Source organism: Rufibacter roseolus, from assembly GCF_017916365.1.
Taxonomy (GTDB): Bacteria; Bacteroidota; Bacteroidia; order Cytophagales; family Hymenobacteraceae; genus Nibribacter; species Nibribacter roseolus.
Window position 1 is genome coordinate 1,463,609 of record NZ_JAFMSU010000001.1, and the last position, 19,734, is coordinate 1,483,342.

The 19,734-nt window shown below is 52.4% G+C and carries 17 protein-coding genes and 1 pseudogene; 13 read left to right on the forward strand and 5 right to left on the reverse strand.

The genetic code is table 11. The features are described from left to right. Nucleotides 1-365: 365 nt before the first annotated feature. Both J3P35_RS05830 and radC read right to left on the reverse strand, forming a co-directional pair. Nucleotides 366-971, reverse strand: coding sequence for a DUF1684 domain-containing protein (locus tag J3P35_RS05830; RefSeq protein WP_210463401.1), 606 nt, complete (start codon nucleotides 969-971; stop codon nucleotides 366-368). A gap of 394 nt (nucleotides 972-1,365) precedes the next feature. Then, nucleotides 1,366-2,070 (reverse strand): RadC family protein, encoded by a 705-nt coding sequence (radC, locus tag J3P35_RS05835; protein WP_210463402.1) that lies wholly within the window; start codon nucleotides 2,068-2,070, stop codon nucleotides 1,366-1,368. 149 nt (nucleotides 2,071-2,219) lie between these two features. Here radC and J3P35_RS05840 point away from each other — a divergent pair, with 149 nt between their 5' ends. The 6 genes and pseudogenes from J3P35_RS05840 (at nucleotide 2,220) to J3P35_RS05865 (ending at nucleotide 8,250) form a co-directional block, all read left to right on the forward strand. Next, a complete protein-coding gene (locus J3P35_RS05840; RefSeq protein WP_210463403.1) occupies nucleotides 2,220-3,449 on the forward strand; it encodes a metallophosphoesterase in 1,230 nt (409 codons plus the stop codon). A gap of 260 nt (nucleotides 3,450-3,709) precedes the next feature. Beyond that, nucleotides 3,710-4,522: a hypothetical protein gene (locus J3P35_RS05845; protein WP_210463404.1), complete on the forward strand. Its 813-nt coding sequence runs from the start codon at nucleotides 3,710-3,712 to the stop codon at nucleotides 4,520-4,522. Between the two features lie 122 nt (nucleotides 4,523-4,644). Next, nucleotides 4,645-5,295, forward strand: coding sequence for a carboxypeptidase-like regulatory domain-containing protein (locus J3P35_RS05850; protein ID WP_210463405.1), 651 nt, complete (start codon nucleotides 4,645-4,647; stop codon nucleotides 5,293-5,295). An 87-nt stretch (nucleotides 5,296-5,382) separates the two neighbouring features. Beyond that, nucleotides 5,383-6,360: pseudogene (locus tag J3P35_RS05855) on the forward strand (PLP-dependent cysteine synthase family protein); the annotation flags it as partial. 187 nt (nucleotides 6,361-6,547) lie between these two features. Continuing rightward, the gene (locus J3P35_RS22160) at nucleotides 6,548-7,804 is read left to right on the forward strand and encodes a sensor histidine kinase (RefSeq protein WP_210463407.1); all 1,257 of its coding nucleotides are present in this window, start codon (nucleotides 6,548-6,550) and stop codon (nucleotides 7,802-7,804) included. Between the two features lie 14 nt (nucleotides 7,805-7,818). Continuing rightward, on the forward strand, nucleotides 7,819-8,250 hold the full coding sequence (locus tag J3P35_RS05865) for a response regulator (protein ID WP_210463408.1): 432 nt from the start codon (nucleotides 7,819-7,821) through the stop codon (nucleotides 8,248-8,250). A gap of 131 nt (nucleotides 8,251-8,381) precedes the next feature. Here J3P35_RS05865 and J3P35_RS05870 read toward each other — a convergent pair whose 3' ends face one another. Both J3P35_RS05870 and ade read right to left on the reverse strand, forming a co-directional pair. Beyond that, entirely contained in the window at nucleotides 8,382-9,221 is an 840-nt protein-coding gene (locus tag J3P35_RS05870; RefSeq protein WP_210463409.1) for a sulfite exporter TauE/SafE family protein, read from the reverse strand. Between the two features lie 279 nt (nucleotides 9,222-9,500). Next, complete coding sequence (ade, locus tag J3P35_RS05875) at nucleotides 9,501-11,159, reverse strand: adenine deaminase (protein ID WP_210463410.1); 1,659 nt, start codon at nucleotides 11,157-11,159, stop codon at nucleotides 9,501-9,503. A 111-nt stretch (nucleotides 11,160-11,270) separates the two neighbouring features. Here ade and J3P35_RS05880 point away from each other — a divergent pair, with 111 nt between their 5' ends. The 6 genes from J3P35_RS05880 (at nucleotide 11,271) to J3P35_RS05905 (ending at nucleotide 17,953) form a co-directional block, all read left to right on the forward strand. Then, a complete protein-coding gene (locus J3P35_RS05880; protein WP_210463411.1) occupies nucleotides 11,271-11,432 on the forward strand; it encodes a hypothetical protein in 162 nt (53 codons plus the stop codon). A 22-nt stretch (nucleotides 11,433-11,454) separates the two neighbouring features. Continuing rightward, nucleotides 11,455-12,150, forward strand: a complete 696-nt coding sequence (gene cmk / locus J3P35_RS05885; RefSeq protein ID WP_210463412.1) for a (d)CMP kinase — start codon at nucleotides 11,455-11,457, stop codon at nucleotides 12,148-12,150. 20 nt (nucleotides 12,151-12,170) lie between these two features. Further along, the gene (locus tag J3P35_RS05890; RefSeq protein WP_210463413.1) at nucleotides 12,171-13,064 is read left to right on the forward strand and encodes a 4-hydroxy-3-methylbut-2-enyl diphosphate reductase; all 894 of its coding nucleotides are present in this window, start codon (nucleotides 12,171-12,173) and stop codon (nucleotides 13,062-13,064) included. Between the two features lie 76 nt (nucleotides 13,065-13,140). Continuing rightward, the gene (locus J3P35_RS05895) at nucleotides 13,141-13,683 is read left to right on the forward strand and encodes a DUF502 domain-containing protein (protein WP_210463414.1); all 543 of its coding nucleotides are present in this window, start codon (nucleotides 13,141-13,143) and stop codon (nucleotides 13,681-13,683) included. Nucleotides 13,684-14,107: 424 nt separating this feature from the next. After that, entirely contained in the window at nucleotides 14,108-16,687 is a 2,580-nt protein-coding gene (locus J3P35_RS05900) for a family 20 glycosylhydrolase (protein WP_210463415.1), read from the forward strand. Between the two features lie 129 nt (nucleotides 16,688-16,816). After that, the gene (locus J3P35_RS05905) at nucleotides 16,817-17,953 is read left to right on the forward strand and encodes a hypothetical protein (RefSeq protein ID WP_210463416.1); all 1,137 of its coding nucleotides are present in this window, start codon (nucleotides 16,817-16,819) and stop codon (nucleotides 17,951-17,953) included. Nucleotides 17,954-18,152: 199 nt separating this feature from the next. Here the strand turns inward: J3P35_RS05905 and J3P35_RS05910 are convergent, their stop codons facing one another. Next, nucleotides 18,153-18,497: a hypothetical protein gene (locus J3P35_RS05910; RefSeq protein ID WP_210463417.1), complete on the reverse strand. Its 345-nt coding sequence runs from the start codon at nucleotides 18,495-18,497 to the stop codon at nucleotides 18,153-18,155. Between the two features lie 409 nt (nucleotides 18,498-18,906). On the opposite strand from J3P35_RS05910, the gene J3P35_RS05915 reads away from it, so the two are divergent. Next, nucleotides 18,907-19,719: an alpha/beta hydrolase gene (locus J3P35_RS05915; protein WP_210463418.1), complete on the forward strand. Its 813-nt coding sequence runs from the start codon at nucleotides 18,907-18,909 to the stop codon at nucleotides 19,717-19,719. The last annotated feature ends 15 nt before the right edge of the window (nucleotides 19,720-19,734 follow it).

Consider the following 19,734-nt stretch of genomic DNA (forward strand, 5'->3'; position numbering starts at 1 on the left):
GATGGAGAAATCAAGGCGTTATTTTGTGGAAAACGTCTTGAAGCAGCTTGGATAACCTGCATTATGAGGGATGCAGAGAGTTTTGGGACTGTTTTCTGGAATACGGGCTAGAAATGGCGTTGGCGCAGACGCTCGCAGGTCCACCAGACGCTACGAGGTCATTTGAGCAAGCGGTAGAGGGTAAAGCAGAGATTGGTTCCTCCGCTGGCGCGAGCGTCTCGCTCGTGTCCGCACGCATTGCTGATTAGTGTGCTGCTGATGTGCTCAAAAAGATCAGGAATACGTGCGGACACGAGCGAGACGCTCGCGCCAGCGAAGGACTTTTAACTCAGAACTCAAGACTCAAGACTCATTACTCGCCAAGTCTACTTGGCAAACGCTTGCTCGCCGGCCGGAATCTTCACCTTCAGGCGGTTTTCGGCGGGGGGCATAGGGCAGGCGAACTGCGGGTTGTAGGCGCAGAAGGGGTTGTAGGCTTTGTTGAAGTCCAGCACGATGGTCTGTCCGTTGGGGATAGCGTCCAGGTAGCGGCCGCCGCCGTAGGTCTCAAAACCGTTGGTCTGGTCGGTAAAGGGGATGAATAGCGTATCTGAGGTGGAGCCGGCTTTCTGGAACAGCGTGAGCGTATGCGTCTGGCCTTCCAATTCAAATGAGGCTTTCCCTTTCACAAAGTAAGGTTCTTGGGTGCCGGTGGTCATGGGCATGGCAGTAGGTTCCTTGCTTTCAATGGGCGTGAAATCAGCGGCGATCTCGAAATCACGGGCGGGGGCGTAGTAATTCAGCTTGTTGAAGGAGCGGCGCAGAGAATCAGGGAGGGGAGAGCGGGTGACGCTTCTGAAGGTGAGGTCTTTGTTTTCCCTGAATTTCAGGACAGCCTGGTTGTAGCTCTCATCGTTGAAGAATAGGTCTTTTACCAGGTAACCTACAATGAGCAGCACGCCAATGAGAATGATGTATTTGAATCCTTTCATGAACTAAGGCAGGTTGAAGGCGCAAAGGTCGGAAAGAAATTGATACGGTGGAGAAAGAAGCCGCTTTGGGTCTGCTTTTCTGAAAACGAGCCCGAAACGCCGTAGCTGCGTTATCCTGTAACGCCGTCGTTCTATTGAACGAAATCACCTTTTCCAAATAAGACCTTGTTACAAAGCTAGAATCTGAGTGGCAAGGATAATTTATTGAGATTTGAGTCGTGGGTTGCTGCGTAGGGTCACGGCGTTACGGTGTAACGCCGCTACAGTTTGAGTAATGACTAGTACGGTTTAGGCGCGTTTTCCGGAAAACAGGCCCTAAACAAAAAGGCAGCCACTTCTTAGCGACTGCCTTCCAGAAAGACAAAACAATGGACAATCAACAATCAACAATTCTTCATAGAAGGTCTTCGTCTGCGAAGCTATAGTAGCTGCTGTCGGTGAAGATGAGGTGGTCCAGGATGGGGAGGTCCAAAACCTTTCCGGCCTCCTGAAGCTTTTTAGTTAAGGCAATGTCGGCGGCGCTGGGTTTTAATTGCCCCGAGGGGTGGTTGTGCACCAGGATAATGGCGCTGGCCAGGTTCTCCAAGGCATGTTTGAAGATGAGCTTCGGATCGGCTACGGTGCCTGCCACGCCGCCGGTGCTGATCTGGATTTTCTTCATAATGGTGTTGGCCCGGTTGAGCAGGATAATCCAGAACTCCTCGTGCGGCAAATCCAGCAGTTGCGGGCGGATGTAGTCGTAAATATCGGTGGAGCAGGTGATGCGGGTTTTCACGGCCGGGGCGGCCTCTTTGCGGCGACGGCCCAATTCCAGCGCGCTTACAATGGAGATGGCCTTGGCCTCGCCGATGCCTTTGTGCTTCTGCAGTTCCTTTACGGTAAGCCGGGCCAAGGCATTGAGGTCATTGTCTACGGCGCTGAGGATGAGTTTGGCAACGTCCACTGCGCTCAGTTTGGCCGTGCCAGACCCGATGAGGATACCAATGAGTTCGGCATCGGAGAGGGCGGCGCGGCCTTTGAGCAGGAGTTTCTCGCGCGGGCGATCTTCCTCAGCCCAGGACTTAATAGAGAGTGGTGCGGTGGCGTAAAGCGTAGACATACGGGATAATGCTTATATAGAATTCAGAATAAAATTTCTTGTACAATTTATATGGCTTAGAAATAGTTCACCGCCCGGCTACAATAACACGTACATCCTTCGTTAAGGAAAATTAGCTTTGTCGCATTGAATTAGTTTTATAGAAGCACATGACCAGATTGATCATCACGTTAATACTCGTATTACTCATAGATATTTATGTTTTCCAGGCCGTGCGGGCGGTGGCAGCCGCCTGGGCGCCGGGTGCCCGTAAAACGGCTTACATCATTTACTGGGCCATCAGTTTGTTTACCTTAGGTACCCTGTTGCTGGCTTTGCTCACCCGGGGCTCGGCCCCCAACCCCACGCGCATGCAGGTGGCCAACGTGCTCTTTGTCCTGTTCATCTCTAAGTTAGTGATCGTGCTTTTCCTGTTCCTGGATGATCTGGTGCGCCTCACGCAGTGGGTCTCCAATACGGTACGGGGGCCGGAGAGCCCTAAGTTTGATGTGTCCCGGCACCGGTTCATGAGCCAGCTGGCGCTGGTGATGGGTGCGTTGCCGTTCACGGCCCTGATCTGGGGCATGGTGAAAGGTGCCTATGACTACCAGGTAAAGAAAGTGACCCTCAGGTTCCCCAACCTACCGCCCGCCTTTGAAGGATACCGGCTTCTGCAGATCACCGATATGCACTCGGGCAGTTTCCACTCTGGGGAGCCGCTGGAGAAAGCCGTGGCCCTCATCAACAAGCAGGCCGTAGATGCGGTGGTCTTCACCGGCGATATGGTGAACAACGTAGCCTCTGAGGTGGAGCCGTATGTTCCTACGCTGGCTAAAATCAAGGCCCGCGACGGGGTCTTCTCCATCCTGGGCAACCATGACTACGGCGACTATGTGGCCTGGGAAAGCCGCGAGGATAAAATGCGGAACCTGAACACGCTCATCAATCACCACCGCCGGGCAGGCTGGGATATCCTCATGAACGAGCACCGCGTGCTGGAGCGCGATGGGCAGCAGATTGCGCTGCTGGGGGTGGAGAACTGGGGGCACCGCATGAATTTTCCCAAGTACGGGATTCTGTCCAAGGCTTACGCCGGCACAGAGCACCTGCCGTTCAAGATCCTGCTTTCCCATGATCCCTCGCATTGGGACGGGGAAGTGAACACCAAGTACCCAGATATCGACCTTATGCTTTCAGGCCACACCCACGGGATGCAGTTTGGCGTGAACATCCCCGGTTTTAAGTGGAGCCCCGTGCAGTACGTGTACAAACAATGGGCCGGCCTGTACCAGAAAGGCAGGCAGCATCTGTACGTGAACGTGGGTCTGGGATTCCTGGGTTACCACGGCCGTGTAGGCTTCCTGCCTGAGATCACAGTGTTTGAATTCAAACGTGCTTAGAAAAGCTTTGGATTTGGATTGATCTAAAATTCTTTTGGTGATCTTTTGATCAAAGTACAAACCCTGTTTTTAGGTCTTTTTTGGTAAAAAGGCCTAAAAACAGGGTTTTTGTTTTGTTAAGTACTTTTATGGCTTTTGTGGAGAGAAACGTTGATGTAGATTAAGTACAATCTATGAATAACCTGGCCGATGGGGTTGCGTAAAACTGCTGGAATGAGCTAAGCTACTTGGCCACAGATGTTCTACTTAAGAAACAGGTTATGAAAAAGTATATGTTAATGTTTATGGCGGCAGGGGCCTTTGCTTTCTCTTCTTGCCGTGAAGACGCCGGTACCTCTACAGAAACAAACGAAAACGACAGCGATACCCCAGACAACGCCTCCGGCGAGACCACCGACTCTTCTACGGTTTATAACTATGAGCGAGAGTCAAGAGATAGAGCCAACCGCATGTCCTCCCAAATCTCCCAGGACCTGAAACTAGACGCAGCCGCCCAGGCCCGCATCAGAACGGTGATGTATAACCGCGCCCGCATGATGAACGAGCTGGAGACCCGCTACAGCAGCACAAACCAAAGTGCCGGCCTTGCCGCAGACAGCAGCACCATGAGCGAAGACATGATGGTAGAAGACGATAACATGATGGACAGCGGTGCCGCCGTGCAGACCTCCAGTACCATGGAAGTGACCGGCTACCCTGATGATTATCCTACTCAATATTACAGCGAGATTGAGTCTATCAACTCCAATGTAGACATGGAGGTAAAAGGCTTCCTTACTCCAGAGCAGTTTAAGATGTACGAGGCCAACCGTCAAAAATATTACAGCACAGAGGCTAAATACAAAACCCAGGACGGCTCCAAGCTCAAAATTGACGGTGACGAGGCCAAGCTGAAAGCGGGTCAAGCCAAAATGAAGAGAGACGGAGATGAGTCAAAACTCAAAACCGAGACCACCAAAGTGAAAAAAGACGGTGATGAGTCTAAAATCAAGACCGATGCCGCCAAGATCAAGCGCGAGAAGGACGAGGTGAAATACAAGTCCGGTGACACTAAAATAAAACTGGAGAACTAAGCGTTCTCTCTGTATCTTTGAAAGGCTTGCCCGTAAGAAAGGCAAGCCTTTTTCATTGCATTTGCGCCCTTCTGTGTTCTATGAGTAAGCATTTTTGCTTTTTATTTCTTTTGATGTTAAGCTTGGCTGGCCTGCAGAGAGCCTCGGCCCAGACCACGGCAGGGCACAGCATCTGGGTAAGCGGGCAGGTATTGCGGGAAGACACCAAAGCGCCCATCGCGGGGGCATCTGTGTACCTCAAAGCCACCGGCCAGGGACAGGCCACCAATGAGCAGGGCGCCTTCCGGATCAAAATCTCCTCTGCTGACACGCTTGTTTTCCGGGCGCTTGGCTTCCGGGAGAAAATATACGTGCCCTCGCTGCGCAGCGTCACAGAGCTGCGGGTGAACATCCTGCTGCAGCAAGAGAGTGTGCAGTTGAAAGAGGTGCGGGTATCGCCTTTGTCGCCGGAAAAGGTAGACCGGGTACTCAGGAACATGAAACCGCGCCCCGCGCCGCCCAAACCCCGGATGAACGTAACCGTGCCGCGCATCATCATCCCGCCCGGGCCGCCTGCCCCGGCAGACCTCATTACCAGCCCCCTGAGTTTCCTGTATGAGCAGTTCTCCAAAGAAGGAAGGCAGCGCTCGCGCGTGGCCAAACTCATGGAGGAACGCGAGCGCCAGAAGCAGGCCGAGCGCCTCATGATGCGGCAGGATTCGCTGCGGCAGGCCCGCCTGCGTTATAACCGCCTCTTCCGGGACACCACCACTTTCTATGAACCGCGCTGGTAACAGACTCCTGGCCTGAGCCCGGTAGGTCTTAAAAATTTGGTTACCTTTGTGCCTGATTCCAAGAGTCAAACCACCAAGAGACAAGGTATGTATTTCAATAATGTTATAGAGGCCATTGGTAACACGCCACTGGTGAAGCTGAACAGCGTCACAGACGGAGTGAAAGCCACTGTGCTGGCAAAAGTAGAGTATTTCAACCCGGGCAACTCCGTGAAAGACCGTATGGCCCTTCGCATGGTAGAAGACGCCGAGAAAGCGGGCATCCTCAAGCCGGGCGGTACCATCATTGAAGGAACCTCGGGCAATACCGGCATGGGCCTGGCCCTGGCCGCCATCGCCAAAGGCTATAAATGCATCTTCACCATGTCTGACAAGCAGAGCCAGGAGAAGATCAATATTTTGAAGGCAGTAGGCGCCGAGGTGGTGGTTTGCCCTACCAACGTGGCTCCCGAGCACCCAGACTCTTACTATTCTGTGGCCAAGCGCCTGAACCAGGAGATCCCCAACTCGTTCTACCCCAACCAGTACGATAACCTCTCCAACACCGCCGCCCACTATGACACCAGCGGCCCCGAGATCTGGAAACAGACTGAGGGTAAAATCACCACGTTCGCTTGCGGCGTAGGCACCGGCGGTACCATCTGCGGTATCTCCAAGTACCTCAAAGAGCAGAACCCAGACATCAAAGTGATAGGCATTGACACCTACGGCTCAGTGTTTCAGAAATACAAAGAGACCGGCGTCTTTGACGAAGAAGAGATCTACCCGTACGCCACAGAGGGTATTGGCGAAGACATCCTGCCCAAAAACGTGAATTTTGACCTGATTGACAGGTTCATCAAAGTAACCGATAAAGACGGGGCCCTCATGACCCGCCGCCTGGCCAAAGAAGAAGGTCTGTTTGTGGGCTGGTCCTGCGGATCTGCAGTGCACGGCGCCCTTGAGTACGCCCGCCAGCACCTCACCGAGAACGATACCATGGTGGTGATTTTACCAGACCATGGTACCCGTTACCTGGCCAAAATCTACAACGATGATTGGATGCGGGAACAAGGCTACCTTGACTAAATCTTTGCTTTTAAGCCTGTTTTTTTAGAAACGGGCTTAGAACGGCCACCAAGCTTTCATCTTGGTGGCCGTTCTGTTTATAGAAGTTGCCGTCAACTAGCTGTGGATCAAGGCCGAATTTCTGCCAGCAACTTTGTGGCGGTAGCACCCGTTTTAAGCACATTGAACTTTCAAAACCTAACCTGTGGTCCTCCTTCAGATTTCCCCAAATAATGCGGTAAGTTCTCCTGCAGGCACCCCTGGGCCCGATGGTCTGGTGTTGGTAGGGGATTTGATGGTGGTAACAGCCTACGTTCTGGTAGCAGGCACGCTTTTCTACCTGGCAATCCGGCAAAAAAACCAGGAACGGAAGGTAGTGCTGACGCTCTTCGGCGTCACTGCTTTAATGGGCGGGGCTTTGCACTCTCTCAACTTCTGGGGCGATGGCAATGACGGAGGCTTGTTTCTGGTGCTAAGGCTGGTATTTGGCGTGATTGCCTTGGTAGCCACCGGTTTGCTGATCAAGGCCGTGCCGGGGCTTTTGGCCATTCCCAGCCCAGAGCAGTTGCAGAAGGCCAATGACGAGCTCAGGGAGCAGATAGCCGAGCGCGAACGAAGCCAGGCGGCCCTGCGCCAGGTGCAGCAGGACTTAGAGCAGCGGGTGCAGGAGCGCAGTGCCCGGGCCATCACCGCCACCCGCGAGCTGGAGCGTGAGGTGGAGAACCGCAAACGCGCCGAGAAGCAGCTTATCTCCAAAAATTACGAGCTGGTCAAGAAAAACGCTGATCTGGATGATTTTGTCTACTATGCCTCCCGTGACCTCCGTGCCCCGGTACTCAACATCACCGGCCTGGTAGAAGCCCTAAAGGAGGAGTTGCCGCCGGATAACCCCGAGTTCAACCAGCTTTTCGCGCGCTTGGACGATTCCGTTTCCAGCATCCACCGCAAACTGTACAACATCACAGAGGTGAGCCGTATCCAGCGGCCGGTGAAGGAGGAGGAACTGAGTATGGTTTCTTTTACGCAGGTGCTGGAGCTGGTGAGGGAAAGGCTGGCAGAGCCCCTTAGCATCGCGGAAGCGAACCTGCACACCGATTTCTCCGCCGCGCCCGAGGTGTACTTTTCCCGTGACAACCTCCTCAGCCTGCTCACGAACCTTATCTCCAACGCCATTAAATTCCGCGATGCCCTGCGGCCGCTGCAAATTACCCTGTCCACCCGGCACCAGGACCACTACCTGGTTTTAACAGTGCAGGACAACGGCATGGGCATGGACTTAAGCCAGTACGGCCAGCATTTATTCTCATTGTTCCGCCGGTTCCATGACCACGTGGAGGGCAGCGGCGTAGGATTGTATATTATTAAACGCATCATGGACAACAACCGCGGCAAAGTGGAGGTGGACAGCGTGTTGGGCGAAGGAACCACCTTCCAGCTGTATTTTGTGAACCATGAACAATAGACCGCACCAAGGATATGAAGAAACTGAAGGGCATCATGCTCGTCGATGACGATGATACAAACAACTTCCTGAACCAGCGTTTGCTGAGCCGGATGCAGATTACAGACAAAATCAAGGAGTTCCGCAATGGCAAACACGCCTGGGATTACCTCCACCAGTTAAGCGAAGGGAGCGTTGACACCGCCTCAGCGGATTACTTTAAGCCCTCGCTCATCCTGCTGGACATCAACATGCCCGTGATGAACGGCTTTGAGTTCCTGGGCATGTTTGAGCAACTGGACCCCGGTTTTCGTCAAGACATGGTGCTGGCCCTGCTTTCCACCTCAGAGCACAGCCAGGACACCGAGCGCGCCGCCGCCCAGAACATCGCCTACCTTACCAAGCCCTTGACGGCCCAGAAAGTACAGCACCTCCTGGATACCTATTTCCCTGAAACCGGCGCGTAAACAAATAATGTGAGGCAACTTTCGCTGATAGCTAGAGAATCCGGAGTTTGATATCTGCGGAGCGTTTCAGGGGTGTTTTCTAATAAACGCCTCTGAAACGCTTTGTTGTTTCATACCCGCTGGGCGGAAACCTAGAACTGGTATTTCAGGAAAATGTGCACCATAACGCTGATGCCCGCCAGCATGAGGCCCACTCCTATAAGTTTCTCAGAAAATTGCTGGGTAGGAGGGAATTGCTGGCCTTTGAGGGTTTTCCCCAGCAGCGCCCCAATCGCGAAGGCCAGCATGAGCGGCATGCTCTTGGTCCAGTCAATATGCCCTAGCCAGTAGTGCGAGGAAATACCTGAAAGGCTGGTGACCACCAGGATGAACAAAGACGTAGAGATGGCAATCTGCGACGGAATCTTGAACACCCTGATCATGATAGGCGTCTGCAAAAAGCCCCCGCCAACCCCGAAGAGCCCGGCAATGACGCCGGAACACAACCCGAAGAAAGCCATGAGGCTGCCGTTCAACCTATAAGCCAGGTGCCTGGGGTGGTTCTTCCGGATGAAAGAGGTGGGCATGCGGTTAAGGCGATACATCATGCCCTGCTTGCGTTTTTTCTCCTGTTTATACGTGATGAGCATATAAATACCCACCGCCAGCACAAACAGCGCGAACAGGATCTGCATCTGCAGCACGGGCATGTAGGCCACCAGAAAAGCGCCTATGAGTGTCCCCACCATGGCCGGGAACTGCAGGAGCGAGGCTACCACGTAGTCAATGCTTTTCTCCCGGAAATTGAAGATGGAAGACACCAAGGCCGCCGGCAGCAGCGCCGTCATGGCCGTGCCTATAGCCAGTTCAATGGGAAACTGGAAGAACATGATGAGGATAGGCACCATGAACACCCCACCCCCAAAGCCCACCAACGTCCCGAAGGTGCTGACCACAATCCCTACCGCAAAAAGGAGAATTTCTGTTAACAAGCCGCGCTTTTACTAGATGTCAAGGTATGAGAAAGAGGAGCAATACCCTTTCCGCCGAAGTGTAGTTTTTGGGGCTCCATAAAAGGGCCCTGCCATTGCTTACCGTCCGGCCGGAAGAATAGTTACCAAGCCAGAAGCAATAATTTTGCCAGCGTGCGCTGAATAGGCGGCAAGCAGCTGGATAATGCGCCTTTTACCTGTTCATAGCAGGCAGAGTCCGTCTGTTTTTAGGCTGAAATCTCAAAAACAGGCTTAAAACAGGCAGAAACATACAACTGTTTATTCTCCCTCCAGGGTAGCGCTGGTCACGTTTACGAACTGGAAATGCAGGCCATCGAACAAGCCTTTGTCGCTGAGTTTCAGGGACGGAATCACCAAAAGGGCCATAAAAGAGAGTGTCATGAACGGCGAGGTGAGGGTGCTGCCCAGTTCCTTTGCGGTGCGGTCCAGTTTGGCGTACTGCTGGGCCACCCAGTAACCATCTTCCGGCGACATGATGCCGGCTACCGGCAACGGCAGCACCTCTTCTCTTTCTCCGTCTACCGCCGAGATGCCGCCTTTGGCTTCAATGAGCAGGTTCACGGCGCGGCACAGGCTCTCATCGTCCACGCCCACGGCAATGATGTTGTGCGAGTCATGGCCTACGCTGGACGCAATGGCCCCGCGCGTCAACCCGAAGTTCTTAATAAAGGCCAGGGCCGGCGCGGTGTTCTGGTAACGGTTCACCACGGTCATCTTCAAGACATCCTGGGCCAGGTCGCTCACAATGTGGCCGTTTTCGATTTTTGGGTCCAGAAACAGCATGCCGGTTACTAGTTGGCCGTTGTAAGGCTCAATCACCCTGATCTTCACGGCCTCGCCGGCCGGGAAGAGGAACTGGTCCACGGTTTTAGGCTCGGCGTGGAAGTTATTGATGACCTCGCTGGGGGTGAACGCGATCTTGCTCTGGCCGTTCTCCGCCACCAGTTGCCCGTTGATGTAGGTCCGGAGCACGTTGAAATCCTTTGGATTATCAATCACGATAAAATCTGCGGGGTCTTTTTCCTGCAGCAGGCCAACTTCCAGTTTGTAATGTTGTACCGGGTTCACGCAGGCGGCCTGTAGCACGTGGAACAAATCATGGTCTAGGACCAAGGCACGTTTCACCAGCTCGTTGATATGGCCTTCTACCAGGTTGTCGGGGTGCTTGTCATCGGAGCAGAACATAATCTGGTCCGGGTGCTGGGAGAGGAGTTCAATGAGCGCATTGAAGTTCTTGGCAGCGCTGCCTTCCCGGATGAGGATTTTCATGCCGGCGGCGATTTTATCCAGGGCTTCCTCAGCGGTGAAGCACTCGTGGTCGGTGGTCATGCCGGCGGCGGCGTAGGCTTGGGCCTCTTCGCCGCGTAGGCCAGGCGCGTGGCCGTCTACCTGCTTATCAAACTTCTGCGCCAGCGTGATCTTCTGCATCACCAGGTCATCCCCGTTCAGGACGCCGGGCCAGTTCATCATTTCGGCCAGGTACTTGACCTCGGGCCGCTGGAACAATTCCTCAATGTCCTCGGGCGTTATCTCGGCGCCAGCCGTCTCAAAAGGCGTGGCCGGCACGCAGGACGGTGCCCCGAAAAAGAATTTAAAAGGCACTTTTTTTCCGTTCTCCAGCATGTACTCCACGCCTTTGAGGCCCAGAACGTTCCCGATCTCGTGCGGGTCAGAGACCGTGGCTACCGTGCCGTGCGGCACCGCCAGGCGCGCGAACTCTGAGGGCACCAGCATGGAGCTTTCCACGTGCACGTGCGCGTCTATGAACCCGGGTAGGAGATAGTGCGTTTCTGTGACGGCTTCCCGTATAATGCGGGCAATCTGACCATCCATGATCTCCAGGGTTCCCTGGTAGATTTCCTTCTGAAGGACGTCAATGATATTGCCACTCATTTTGTAGAATCTGGGTGTAGCCATGGTAAGTTTTCAAGGAGTTTTGAGAAAAGTAGGCCGGAAATGATAGGGTACGTAAAAACCCGTAGCGGTTCCGGCAGAATACGTTTATCTTTGCAGTCAAAGTTAATGGTTTTGAGAAAGATTTTTTCCCTTGGGTTAGTGTGGTGCTTGCTGCTGGGTGCGGTGAGTCCCGCCTGTACGCGCAAGTCCTCGTCCTTGAGCAAGAAAACCAAAAGCTACCAGCGCCACCAGCGCTCGGGCAAAGGCATACCCTGCCCCACCAAAGATTGCTAATTTATTCACCTAAGGCACTGGTATGAAGAAGATTGTAGTAGCCCTGGACGGGCACTCTTCGTGCGGTAAAAGCACTACCGCCAAGCAAGTGGCAAAAGAACTAGGCTACGCTTACATAGACACCGGCGCCATGTATCGGGCCGTTACCCTTTACTTTTTAGAGCATTACGTAGACCTCACCAACCCCAAGAAGGTGCAGGAAGCGTTAGACAACATCGAAGTAACTTTCCACCGCAACGCCAAATCGGGCCGCAACGAGGTTTTCCTCAACGGCCTCAACGTAGAGGACGAGATCCGGAAAATGTACATCTCAGACAAGGTGAGTGAGGTGAGCGTATTGCCGGCCGTGCGCCATGCCATGGTGGCCGAGCAGAAGAAAATGGGCAAGCGCCGTGGCGTGGTGATGGACGGCCGTGACATTGGAACCGCTGTTTTCCCCGATGCCGAGGTGAAGGTTTTCATGACCGCCGATGTGGAGATCAGAGCCCGCCGCCGCCAGCAGGAGTTGTTTGAGAAAAAGCAGATGGTGCCGTTTGACGAGATTGTGGAGAACCTGAAGAAACGTGACCACATTGACTCTACCCGCGCCGAGAGCCCCCTGAGACGCGCCGAGGATGCACATTTGCTGGATACTTCCTATATTACCATAGATGAGCAGGTTGACTTCGTGCTGGATTTAGTCGCTTCGGCGCTGCTGCAGAAAGAACTTGCCCAGTAAACAGTTTGTTACCTTTGTGTATGAACGTAACCATAGATAAGAATTCGGGCTACTGTTTTGGGGTAGAGTTCGCCATCCAGATGGCCGAGGATGAATTGGAAGAAGTATCTGAGCTGTACTGCCTGGGTGACATTGTGCACAACAGCATGGAGGTACAGCGTTTGTATAACAAAGGACTGCGCATCATTGACCGCGAGCAGCTGGAGCAACTGCATGACTGCAAAGTCTTGATCAGGGCGCATGGCGAGCCGCCGGAGACTTACCAGACCGCTTTGCGCAACAACCTGGAGCTCATTGACGCCTCCTGCCCGGTGGTGCTCAAACTGCAGAACCGTGTGAAGCACGCCTATGACTCAGTCAAAGCCCACAACGGCCAGATTGTGCTGTACGGGCAACAGGGACACGCCGAGGTGATCGGCTTGGCCGGCCAGACCGGCAACGAGGCCATCGTGATCACCACCGAGGAAGACCTGGATAAGCTGGACTACACGCGTCCTATCACGCTTTTCAGCCAGACTACCAAAAGCACCAAAGGCTTCTATCGCATGAAAGAGCTCATTGAGGAGCGCGTGGCGGCGGTACGGGCCAACGGGGTAGAGGTGATTGACCTGGATGCCAATGACAGCATCTGCCGCCAAGTGTCTAACCGTGAGCCGCAATTGGACAAATTCGCGCAGAACCATGATGTGGTGGTATTTGTGAGCGGCAAGAAAAGCTCTAATGGCAAGGCGCTGTACGCTGTGTGCCAGCGGGTGAACCCCAGAAGCTATTTCGTGGAGAACGCCGAGGAACTGGACATGGACTGGTTTAAAGACGCTAACTCCGTGGGTATCTGCGGGGCTACTTCCACGCCTATGTGGCTCATGCAGCAGGTGGCAGATGCCATTCAAGCGCAGCACCCGGTGGCGGTATAATTCTTAGAACAAAATATTAGAGACTCAGTATATTTGAAAGCCCCGGTGACGGGGCTTTTTTACTATCCTTCTGTTTATGAAAAAATTCTTACGCTATTTTCTGAATGGTTTTCTGATTGTAGCTCCTATCTCTCTGACCATCTACATTATTGTGGCCACCATCAATTGGCTGGATGATCTGTTCTACATGAAATACCCAGGCGTGGGCCTGACGCTCATCATCATATTGGTGACGATAGTAGGGTTTATAGGTTCTCATTTCCTGGTGAAGCCTTTCTTTGTGCTCACCGAGCGCATCATGAGCCGCCTGCCACTGGTGAACATGATCTACTCATCGCTCAAAGACCTTTTTGATGCGTTTGTGGGCGAGAACCAGAAATTCAACCAACCGGTGCTGGTAAAGATGACGCAGTACAATGATACCTACAAACTGGGTTTCGTGACGCAGCTTTCCATGGACGCCGTGAACCTGCCCGAGAAAGTAGCCGTCTATTTCCCGCACTCCTACAACTTCTCCGGCGAACTGTTCCTGGTGGCCCGCGAGAACGTCACCTACCTGGAAATCCCAAGCAGCGAAGTCATGAAGTTTGTGGTATCCGGTGGAGTTTCCAAGCTCTAGCCTGCGGCTCAGTAGTCTGTCTGATTTTTACTTCAGTTTAAGGGCCGTTTTTGAGGAAGAAGGCTTAAAACAGAAATCAAAGAACCCGCTTCAAGCCTGTTTTCTTAAAAACAGGCTTGAAGCGGGTTCTTTATTTTAGGGCTTATTAGCTTAATGTGTGCTTCAAGTATACTGGTACCACGGGCAGATTTTCCCCTTGAGGAGCAGTTGCAATCTTTTTATAACTGTTTTTGCCGCTTCTTTTCTAAAAATGGCCTAAAAACACCGGAGCAGCCCATAAATTTAACCTTCTGTCAGAAGAAAGAGGGAAAGTCGGGAGGTAATGATATCTTTAGAGGCGCAAATTCTGGAAAAGCAGAATCTGGTGAAATTACTTTTGCCCCGGGTTTGCCTATTGTCGTGTGAATCAAAAACATATCCCCTGATGAAACATCTTCTTGTTGGTTTACTGAGCCTGATTTCCATTTGCTCCTGCGGACAAACGTCTCCTGCCCAACCCCAGGTAAAGACTACCCCAGCGGTAGACACGCAACAACAGCCCCTGAGCCTTACCTGGGAAGTGTTGGAGGAGAAGCATTTGGGTAAAAACCAGACGCTGTCGGTGCTCACTTTTAAGAACAGCGGGTCTGTGGCTCTGCCGGCTTCGGGGTGGAGTATCTACTTCCACTGCTCGCCGTCTTTCACGCCTAAAGCCACTGATGCGCCTTTGAAGGTAGAATCCATCAACGGGGATCTGCTGCGCATGGTGCCCACGGGCAAATTCAAGGAACTGAAACCGGGCGAGACGCAGAAATTTGAGTTTGTGGCGGCCGGCCAGATTGTGAACGAGTCCCGAGCGCCTCGGGGCTTTTATTTGGTGTGGGACAAAGAGCCTACCAAAGGTTACTCTATCACCAATGCCCAGGTTCTGAAACCCGCCAAGAACATGGTGGGTTGGATTGAGCCCAAAGACATCTACACCCAGAACAGCAGCATCAAAGATATTCCTGCCGAGCAACTCCCTAAGATTTTCCCTACGCCGGCGCAGTACAAAGAAACAGACCAAGCCTTTGCTCTGACCTCGGCGGTGCCGGTGGTAGCGGACGGGGCTTTCCAGAACGAGGCCGCTTTGCTGGCTGCTCACCTGGGCACCATCTTCGGGCAGAAGCCTGAGGTAATAGCCTCCGGCACGGGCAAAGCCATCCGCCTGAAGAAGAAGGCAGGGTTGGGGAAGGAAGCCTATGAACTGGTAGTGACGCCGCAGGAAATCCTGATCTCGGCCACTACGTCCGCGGGCGCTTTCTACGGCACGCAGTCTCTGAAGACCCTGTTACCGGCCTCGGCATTGGCCCAGACACAGACCTCGGTTCTGGTCCCCGGGGTGCAGGTGAAAGATGAGCCGAGGTTCGGGCATCGCGCAGTCATGCTGGACGTGGCGCGTAATTTCCATAAGAAAGAAGCTGTTTTGAAGGTGCTGGACCTGATGGCCCTGTATAAATTGAACGTGTTCCACTTTCACCTGAACGATGACGAAGGCTGGCGTCTAGAGATTCCGGGTTTGCCTGAGTTGACGCAGGTGGGCGGTCGCCGGGGCCATGACCCTAGCGAGAAAAACTTCCTTATGCCCGCTTATGGCTCTGGTCCCGAGGTAGACAAATCCAGCGGTAGCGGCTTTTACACCCGCGCAGATTTCATCCAGATTCTGAAATACGCCCGCGAAAGGCACATCAAAGTAATCCCCGAGGTGGAGACGCCCGGCCACGCGCGTGCCGCCATCAAATCCATGGATGCCCGCTACGAGCGGCTGATGAAAGAAGGCAAAACCACCGAGGCCCAAAAGTACCTGCTCCGTGATTTGAACGATAAATCGGAGTATCGCTCAGTGCAGTACTTCAACGACAACGTCATCAACGTGGCCCTGCCGTCTACCTACAACTTCCTGGAGAAAGTGACGGATGAGCTGCTGGCCATGTACAAAGAAGCTGGCGCGCCCATCCAGACCATCCACTTCGGGGGCGACGAGGTGCCCAATGGCGTGTGGGAGAAATCACCGGAAGTGCAGAAACTGATGACCCAGAACCCCGAGGTGAAGAACGTGGATGACCTGTGGTACTACTTCTTCGGGAAGGTGAGCAAGATGCTGGAGAAACGGAATCTGTACCTGTCTGGCTGGGAGGAAATAGGGTTAAGCAAGGTGAGAACCAACGGCCGTCTGTCTTACGTAGCCAACCCCACGTTTGTGAAAAAGAATTTCCACGTGGATGTCTGGAACAACGTGGGCGCCAACCTGGATCTGCCGTACCGCATGGCCAACGCCGGCTACAAAGTGGTGCTCACCAACGTGACGCACTTCTACCTGGACCTGGCATACCAGAAAGAATACGATGAAAAGGGTCTGTACTGGGGCGGGTTCCTGGATGTGGACAAACCCTTCTATTTCAATCCCTTTGATTACATGAAGAGCATACGGGTGAACGAGGATAACAAGCCGCTCACCTCTAGCGCTGCTTTCGCGGGCAAAGAGCAACTCAAGCCCGCGGCCCGCGCCAACATTGTAGGGCTGCAGGCCCCTTTATGGAGCGAGACCCTCACCTCACCGGACCGTCTGGAGTACATGCTCCTGCCCAAAGTGCTGGGCTTAGCGGAAAGAGCCTGGGCCCCTGATCCTGCCTGGGCTGCCAACCCTGAGTCAAGTCAGAGCAAAGCGGCCTATGTGCAGGCCTGGTCCCAGTTTGTGAACGTGCTGGGCAAACGGGAACTGCCCCGCCTCAATTACTACGCCGGCGGATTCGGTTACCGGATTCCTACGGTGGGCGCCACAGTGCAGGACGGCAAAGTACTGGCCAACGTGCAGATGCCTGGCCTCATCATCAGGTACACCACAGATGGAGCAGAGCCAAACGCGCAAAGTAAAGTGTATTCCGGACCTGTTACTGAAAAAGGAACCATAAAACTGGCCGCCTTTGACGTGGCGGGTAGAAGCAGCCGGGTGACCACTGTTGAGAATAAGTCTGGTATGCTCTAAGCAGAACAGGACTAGAAAAGTGAAAACCTTCTTCTAGTTTTTTTATGAATGCGGCTCTCTATAATGGTAGTGAGCCGCATTTTTGTTTAGATTGTTTTCTCCTGTTTAAAGCTCTGGTGAGTACTGCTTATGAAAAGGCGTTTCTGGGATAATGATGAAACATATGATTTCAAGCCCCTATATGAGGCTATAAAGAAGTATTACCCTTTAGGAGCAATCCATGATGCAGAGGATTATCAGGATGATAGCTCAGAATCTATGTTGAGGTATGATACCATCCACAAAGGTGTTTATACGCGCAGCCATTATTCAGCAAAATGGAGAGAGTTTAAAAAATACCTGCAGAAAGAAGTCAGTAAGAAAATCAAAACCAACCATTTCCTTTCTGATCCTTGTTTTCAGGGGAGCCTGTTGCTTGAACAGAAGGGAATAGAGGATTTAAAATGGACAAAAGAGCTGCACTTTTCCATTTGTTTGCTAGGTCCGTTTTACACCATTTTTGGTTTGGACTCAACAGAAATTTCTTTAGCCCCGGATAGAATGTTCACTGAAGATCAGGAGCCTAGGTGGCAAAGGTTTTCCCGATCGCATGCTGTAACAGTATCCCCCGTTTTTGAATACAAGGAAGCCTTTTTGCTACTTCAGGAAAAGATTAGCAACTGGTTTGAAGGATATAAGTTTGTTCCTTATCACATCAATATGATAGAGATAGACGGGCTTGTTACAGAGGTGTATCAAAAGAATAAGAGTCTAACCGGAACCGTGTACAGCGCCTTGTTCAGCTCTTATATAGAATTGGATGCTCCCATCAGGGGAGACGATAGGTACGGTTATCAGGAGTGGCGGAAACCGGTTAAGCTCACCGATGAAGATATAAGGAAGCAAAAGCAGTTGGAAGCATCTAAGCTGAAAAGCAAAGAGCAGGCTGACTCAAAAGAAGTTTCATTGCATAAGCTCTGGAGATACAAAGAGCTTATCAGGTTACCGCAACTTACCAGGGCATTTATTTCTATACCTACATATTCCCTTCTGGACTTTACAGAGCCCGGTCTTCTTTTGTTCACTACGGAGAAGAACGATATACCCCAGGCAACTAAGTATGAAGTTGTAGGGGAGGAGATCAGGTTGGCTTCTGTGAATCATTATTGGTTTAAGATTTCCTCTATTTCAGAAAGAGAGTTGAAGTTGATTTTTCATATTGATTTAGAAGCTGGTGAAAAGAAAATCAAAGGAGACCTGGTGGAGCTTGTGTTTGAGCTGTACTAACCGGCAAGTCTTTGATGCCTTTGATTTTCTTTTCAACAAATCGTTTTTAGCCCTTTTTCAGAAAAGCAGTCCTAAAACAGTTTTATGCTCAGCTATCTTCGTAGGGCAATTCTGTAGGTTTTCTATACTCCTTAGTTGCATCCGGAAGTATAGGTAATATGGCAGAATACCAAAGCCAAAGACCAGAGACGAAGGGTTATTAGTCGTTGGTTTTCTCCAGGGCTTTCTCCGCTTTTCTGGCTTGCTTATCGGCCTTCATCCTGTTGCGCTGGGCCTTGCGTTCCATTTTGGCGGCTTGTTTGGCTTCCTTGGCAGCATTGGCGGCGTCTTTCTCTAGCCGGCTAGCCTCTTTGGCCCGGGCCTTGGCTATTTTGGCTTCGGCCTTGGTTTCCTTCCTTATCTCTGATAACTCGTTCAGGCGCCTTTTGTCATCCAGGGCTTTCTGCCGCATAGAGTCTTGCTGGGTGCTTTGCGCCGATGCCTGTAAGGAAAATAGCGAGAGGCCGGCGGTGAGTAAAGTGAATAGTAAGAGTTTGGCTTTCATATGGTTATGGTGGTTGGTTCTGCTCTTTTTTACGAATGTTGGTCTAAAAAGGGCGGAAAACCGCTATATATAGATTCAGCTATCAGAAGAAAAGGTAAGCGCTCTTCCCAGGGGATGCCCCGGTGAAATTAATTCCTCATGCTGTCTGCTTTTGTGTACCTTACCAGATGCTGGAAAATCAAAACTTTTTGGGTCCTATCGTTTTCGAGGGAGCGACCTTCGGTTTAGGTTGGTGATGAAACGTTCTGCGAACGGATTTGCAGCTTTGAGCGGTAAATCTTTAACAACCCAGCTGGCCTGAGTGAGTAAAAGTAAAGTTAGCAGAGATTGGGTAGGAGCCTGTTTCTTAGAGTCGCCTTTCCCGGCTGATCTTTCTGCAAATTATAAACCACAGACAACCGCTTTTTTTGTGCCGTCCATCAGAATAAAATCATCTAATCTGCATTACCGCATCATGGGTAACGGGCCGAGGGCGCTACTGGCGTTCCATGGCTACGGCCAGGAGGGGCATTACTATGATACCATGGCCCGCACCCTGCAGCCCGAGTACCGGGTGTACGCCATTGACCTGTTCTTCCATGGGCAGAGTACCCTGAGCAAGGCAGACCAGCCGCTCTCCAAGAAAAAGCTGCAGGCATTTATCCAAGCCTTGCTGGAGAAGGAGGACATTGGCCGTTTCTCGGTGATGGCGTTCAGCATGGGTGGTAAATTCGCGCTTACGGTGCTGGAGAAGTTTCATGACCGCATGCAGGAACTCTACCTCATTGCCCCAGATGGCATCAAAACGCACCTGCTTTACAGTCTGGCCACGTACCCCGGCTGGATGCAAGGCCTGTTCAAACGCATCGTGCTGCGGCCCACCCGGTTTTTCCAGACCTTGAGTTGGCTGGAGCAGAAACGGTGGGTAGACTCCGGCCTGGTCAAGTTCGCCAACTGGCAGATGGACTCGCCCCAGAAACGGCTGCGCGTGTACCGCAGCTGGACGGGTTTCAGCAATCTCACCTTTGACACGCGCAAGATTGTGCGGCTCCTGAACCAAAGCAACATTGAGGTGAACGTCTTCCTGGGTAAGTATGACCAGATTATCTCCCATAAAAGGCTGCAGGTGTTCCTGAATGCCCTTAAGCGGCATAACCTGGTGGTACTGCAGACCGGCCATACCAACCTGCTTTACACCGTGGCCACCTGGCTCAGGAATCACCGTTCAAAGACAGCCAACTGAGTTTCTTTGCGTATA

Bases quoted from the DNA above. Each gene is read 5' to 3' on its own strand.
- J3P35_RS05830 (WP_210463401.1), bottom strand. From the start codon at position 971: ATGAAAGGATTCAAATACATCATTCTCATTGGCGTGCTGCTCATTGTA.
- radC (WP_210463402.1), bottom strand. From the start codon at position 2,070: ATGTCTACGCTTTACGCCACCGCACCACTCTCTATTAAGTCCTGGGCT.
- J3P35_RS05840 (WP_210463403.1), top strand. From the start codon at position 2,220: ATGACCAGATTGATCATCACGTTAATACTCGTATTACTCATAGATATT.
- J3P35_RS05845 (WP_210463404.1), top strand. From the start codon at position 3,710: ATGAAAAAGTATATGTTAATGTTTATGGCGGCAGGGGCCTTTGCTTTC.
- J3P35_RS05865 (WP_210463408.1), top strand. From the start codon at position 7,819: ATGAAGAAACTGAAGGGCATCATGCTCGTCGATGACGATGATACAAAC.
- ade (WP_210463410.1), bottom strand. From the start codon at position 11,159: ATGGCTACACCCAGATTCTACAAAATGAGTGGCAATATCATTGACGTC.
- cmk (WP_210463412.1), top strand. From the start codon at position 11,455: ATGAAGAAGATTGTAGTAGCCCTGGACGGGCACTCTTCGTGCGGTAAA.
- J3P35_RS05890 (WP_210463413.1), top strand. From the start codon at position 12,171: ATGAACGTAACCATAGATAAGAATTCGGGCTACTGTTTTGGGGTAGAG.
- J3P35_RS05895 (WP_210463414.1), top strand. From the start codon at position 13,141: ATGAAAAAATTCTTACGCTATTTTCTGAATGGTTTTCTGATTGTAGCT.
- J3P35_RS05900 (WP_210463415.1), top strand. From the start codon at position 14,108: ATGAAACATCTTCTTGTTGGTTTACTGAGCCTGATTTCCATTTGCTCC.
- J3P35_RS05905 (WP_210463416.1), top strand. From the start codon at position 16,817: ATGAAAAGGCGTTTCTGGGATAATGATGAAACATATGATTTCAAGCCC.
- J3P35_RS05910 (WP_210463417.1), bottom strand. From the start codon at position 18,497: ATGAAAGCCAAACTCTTACTATTCACTTTACTCACCGCCGGCCTCTCG.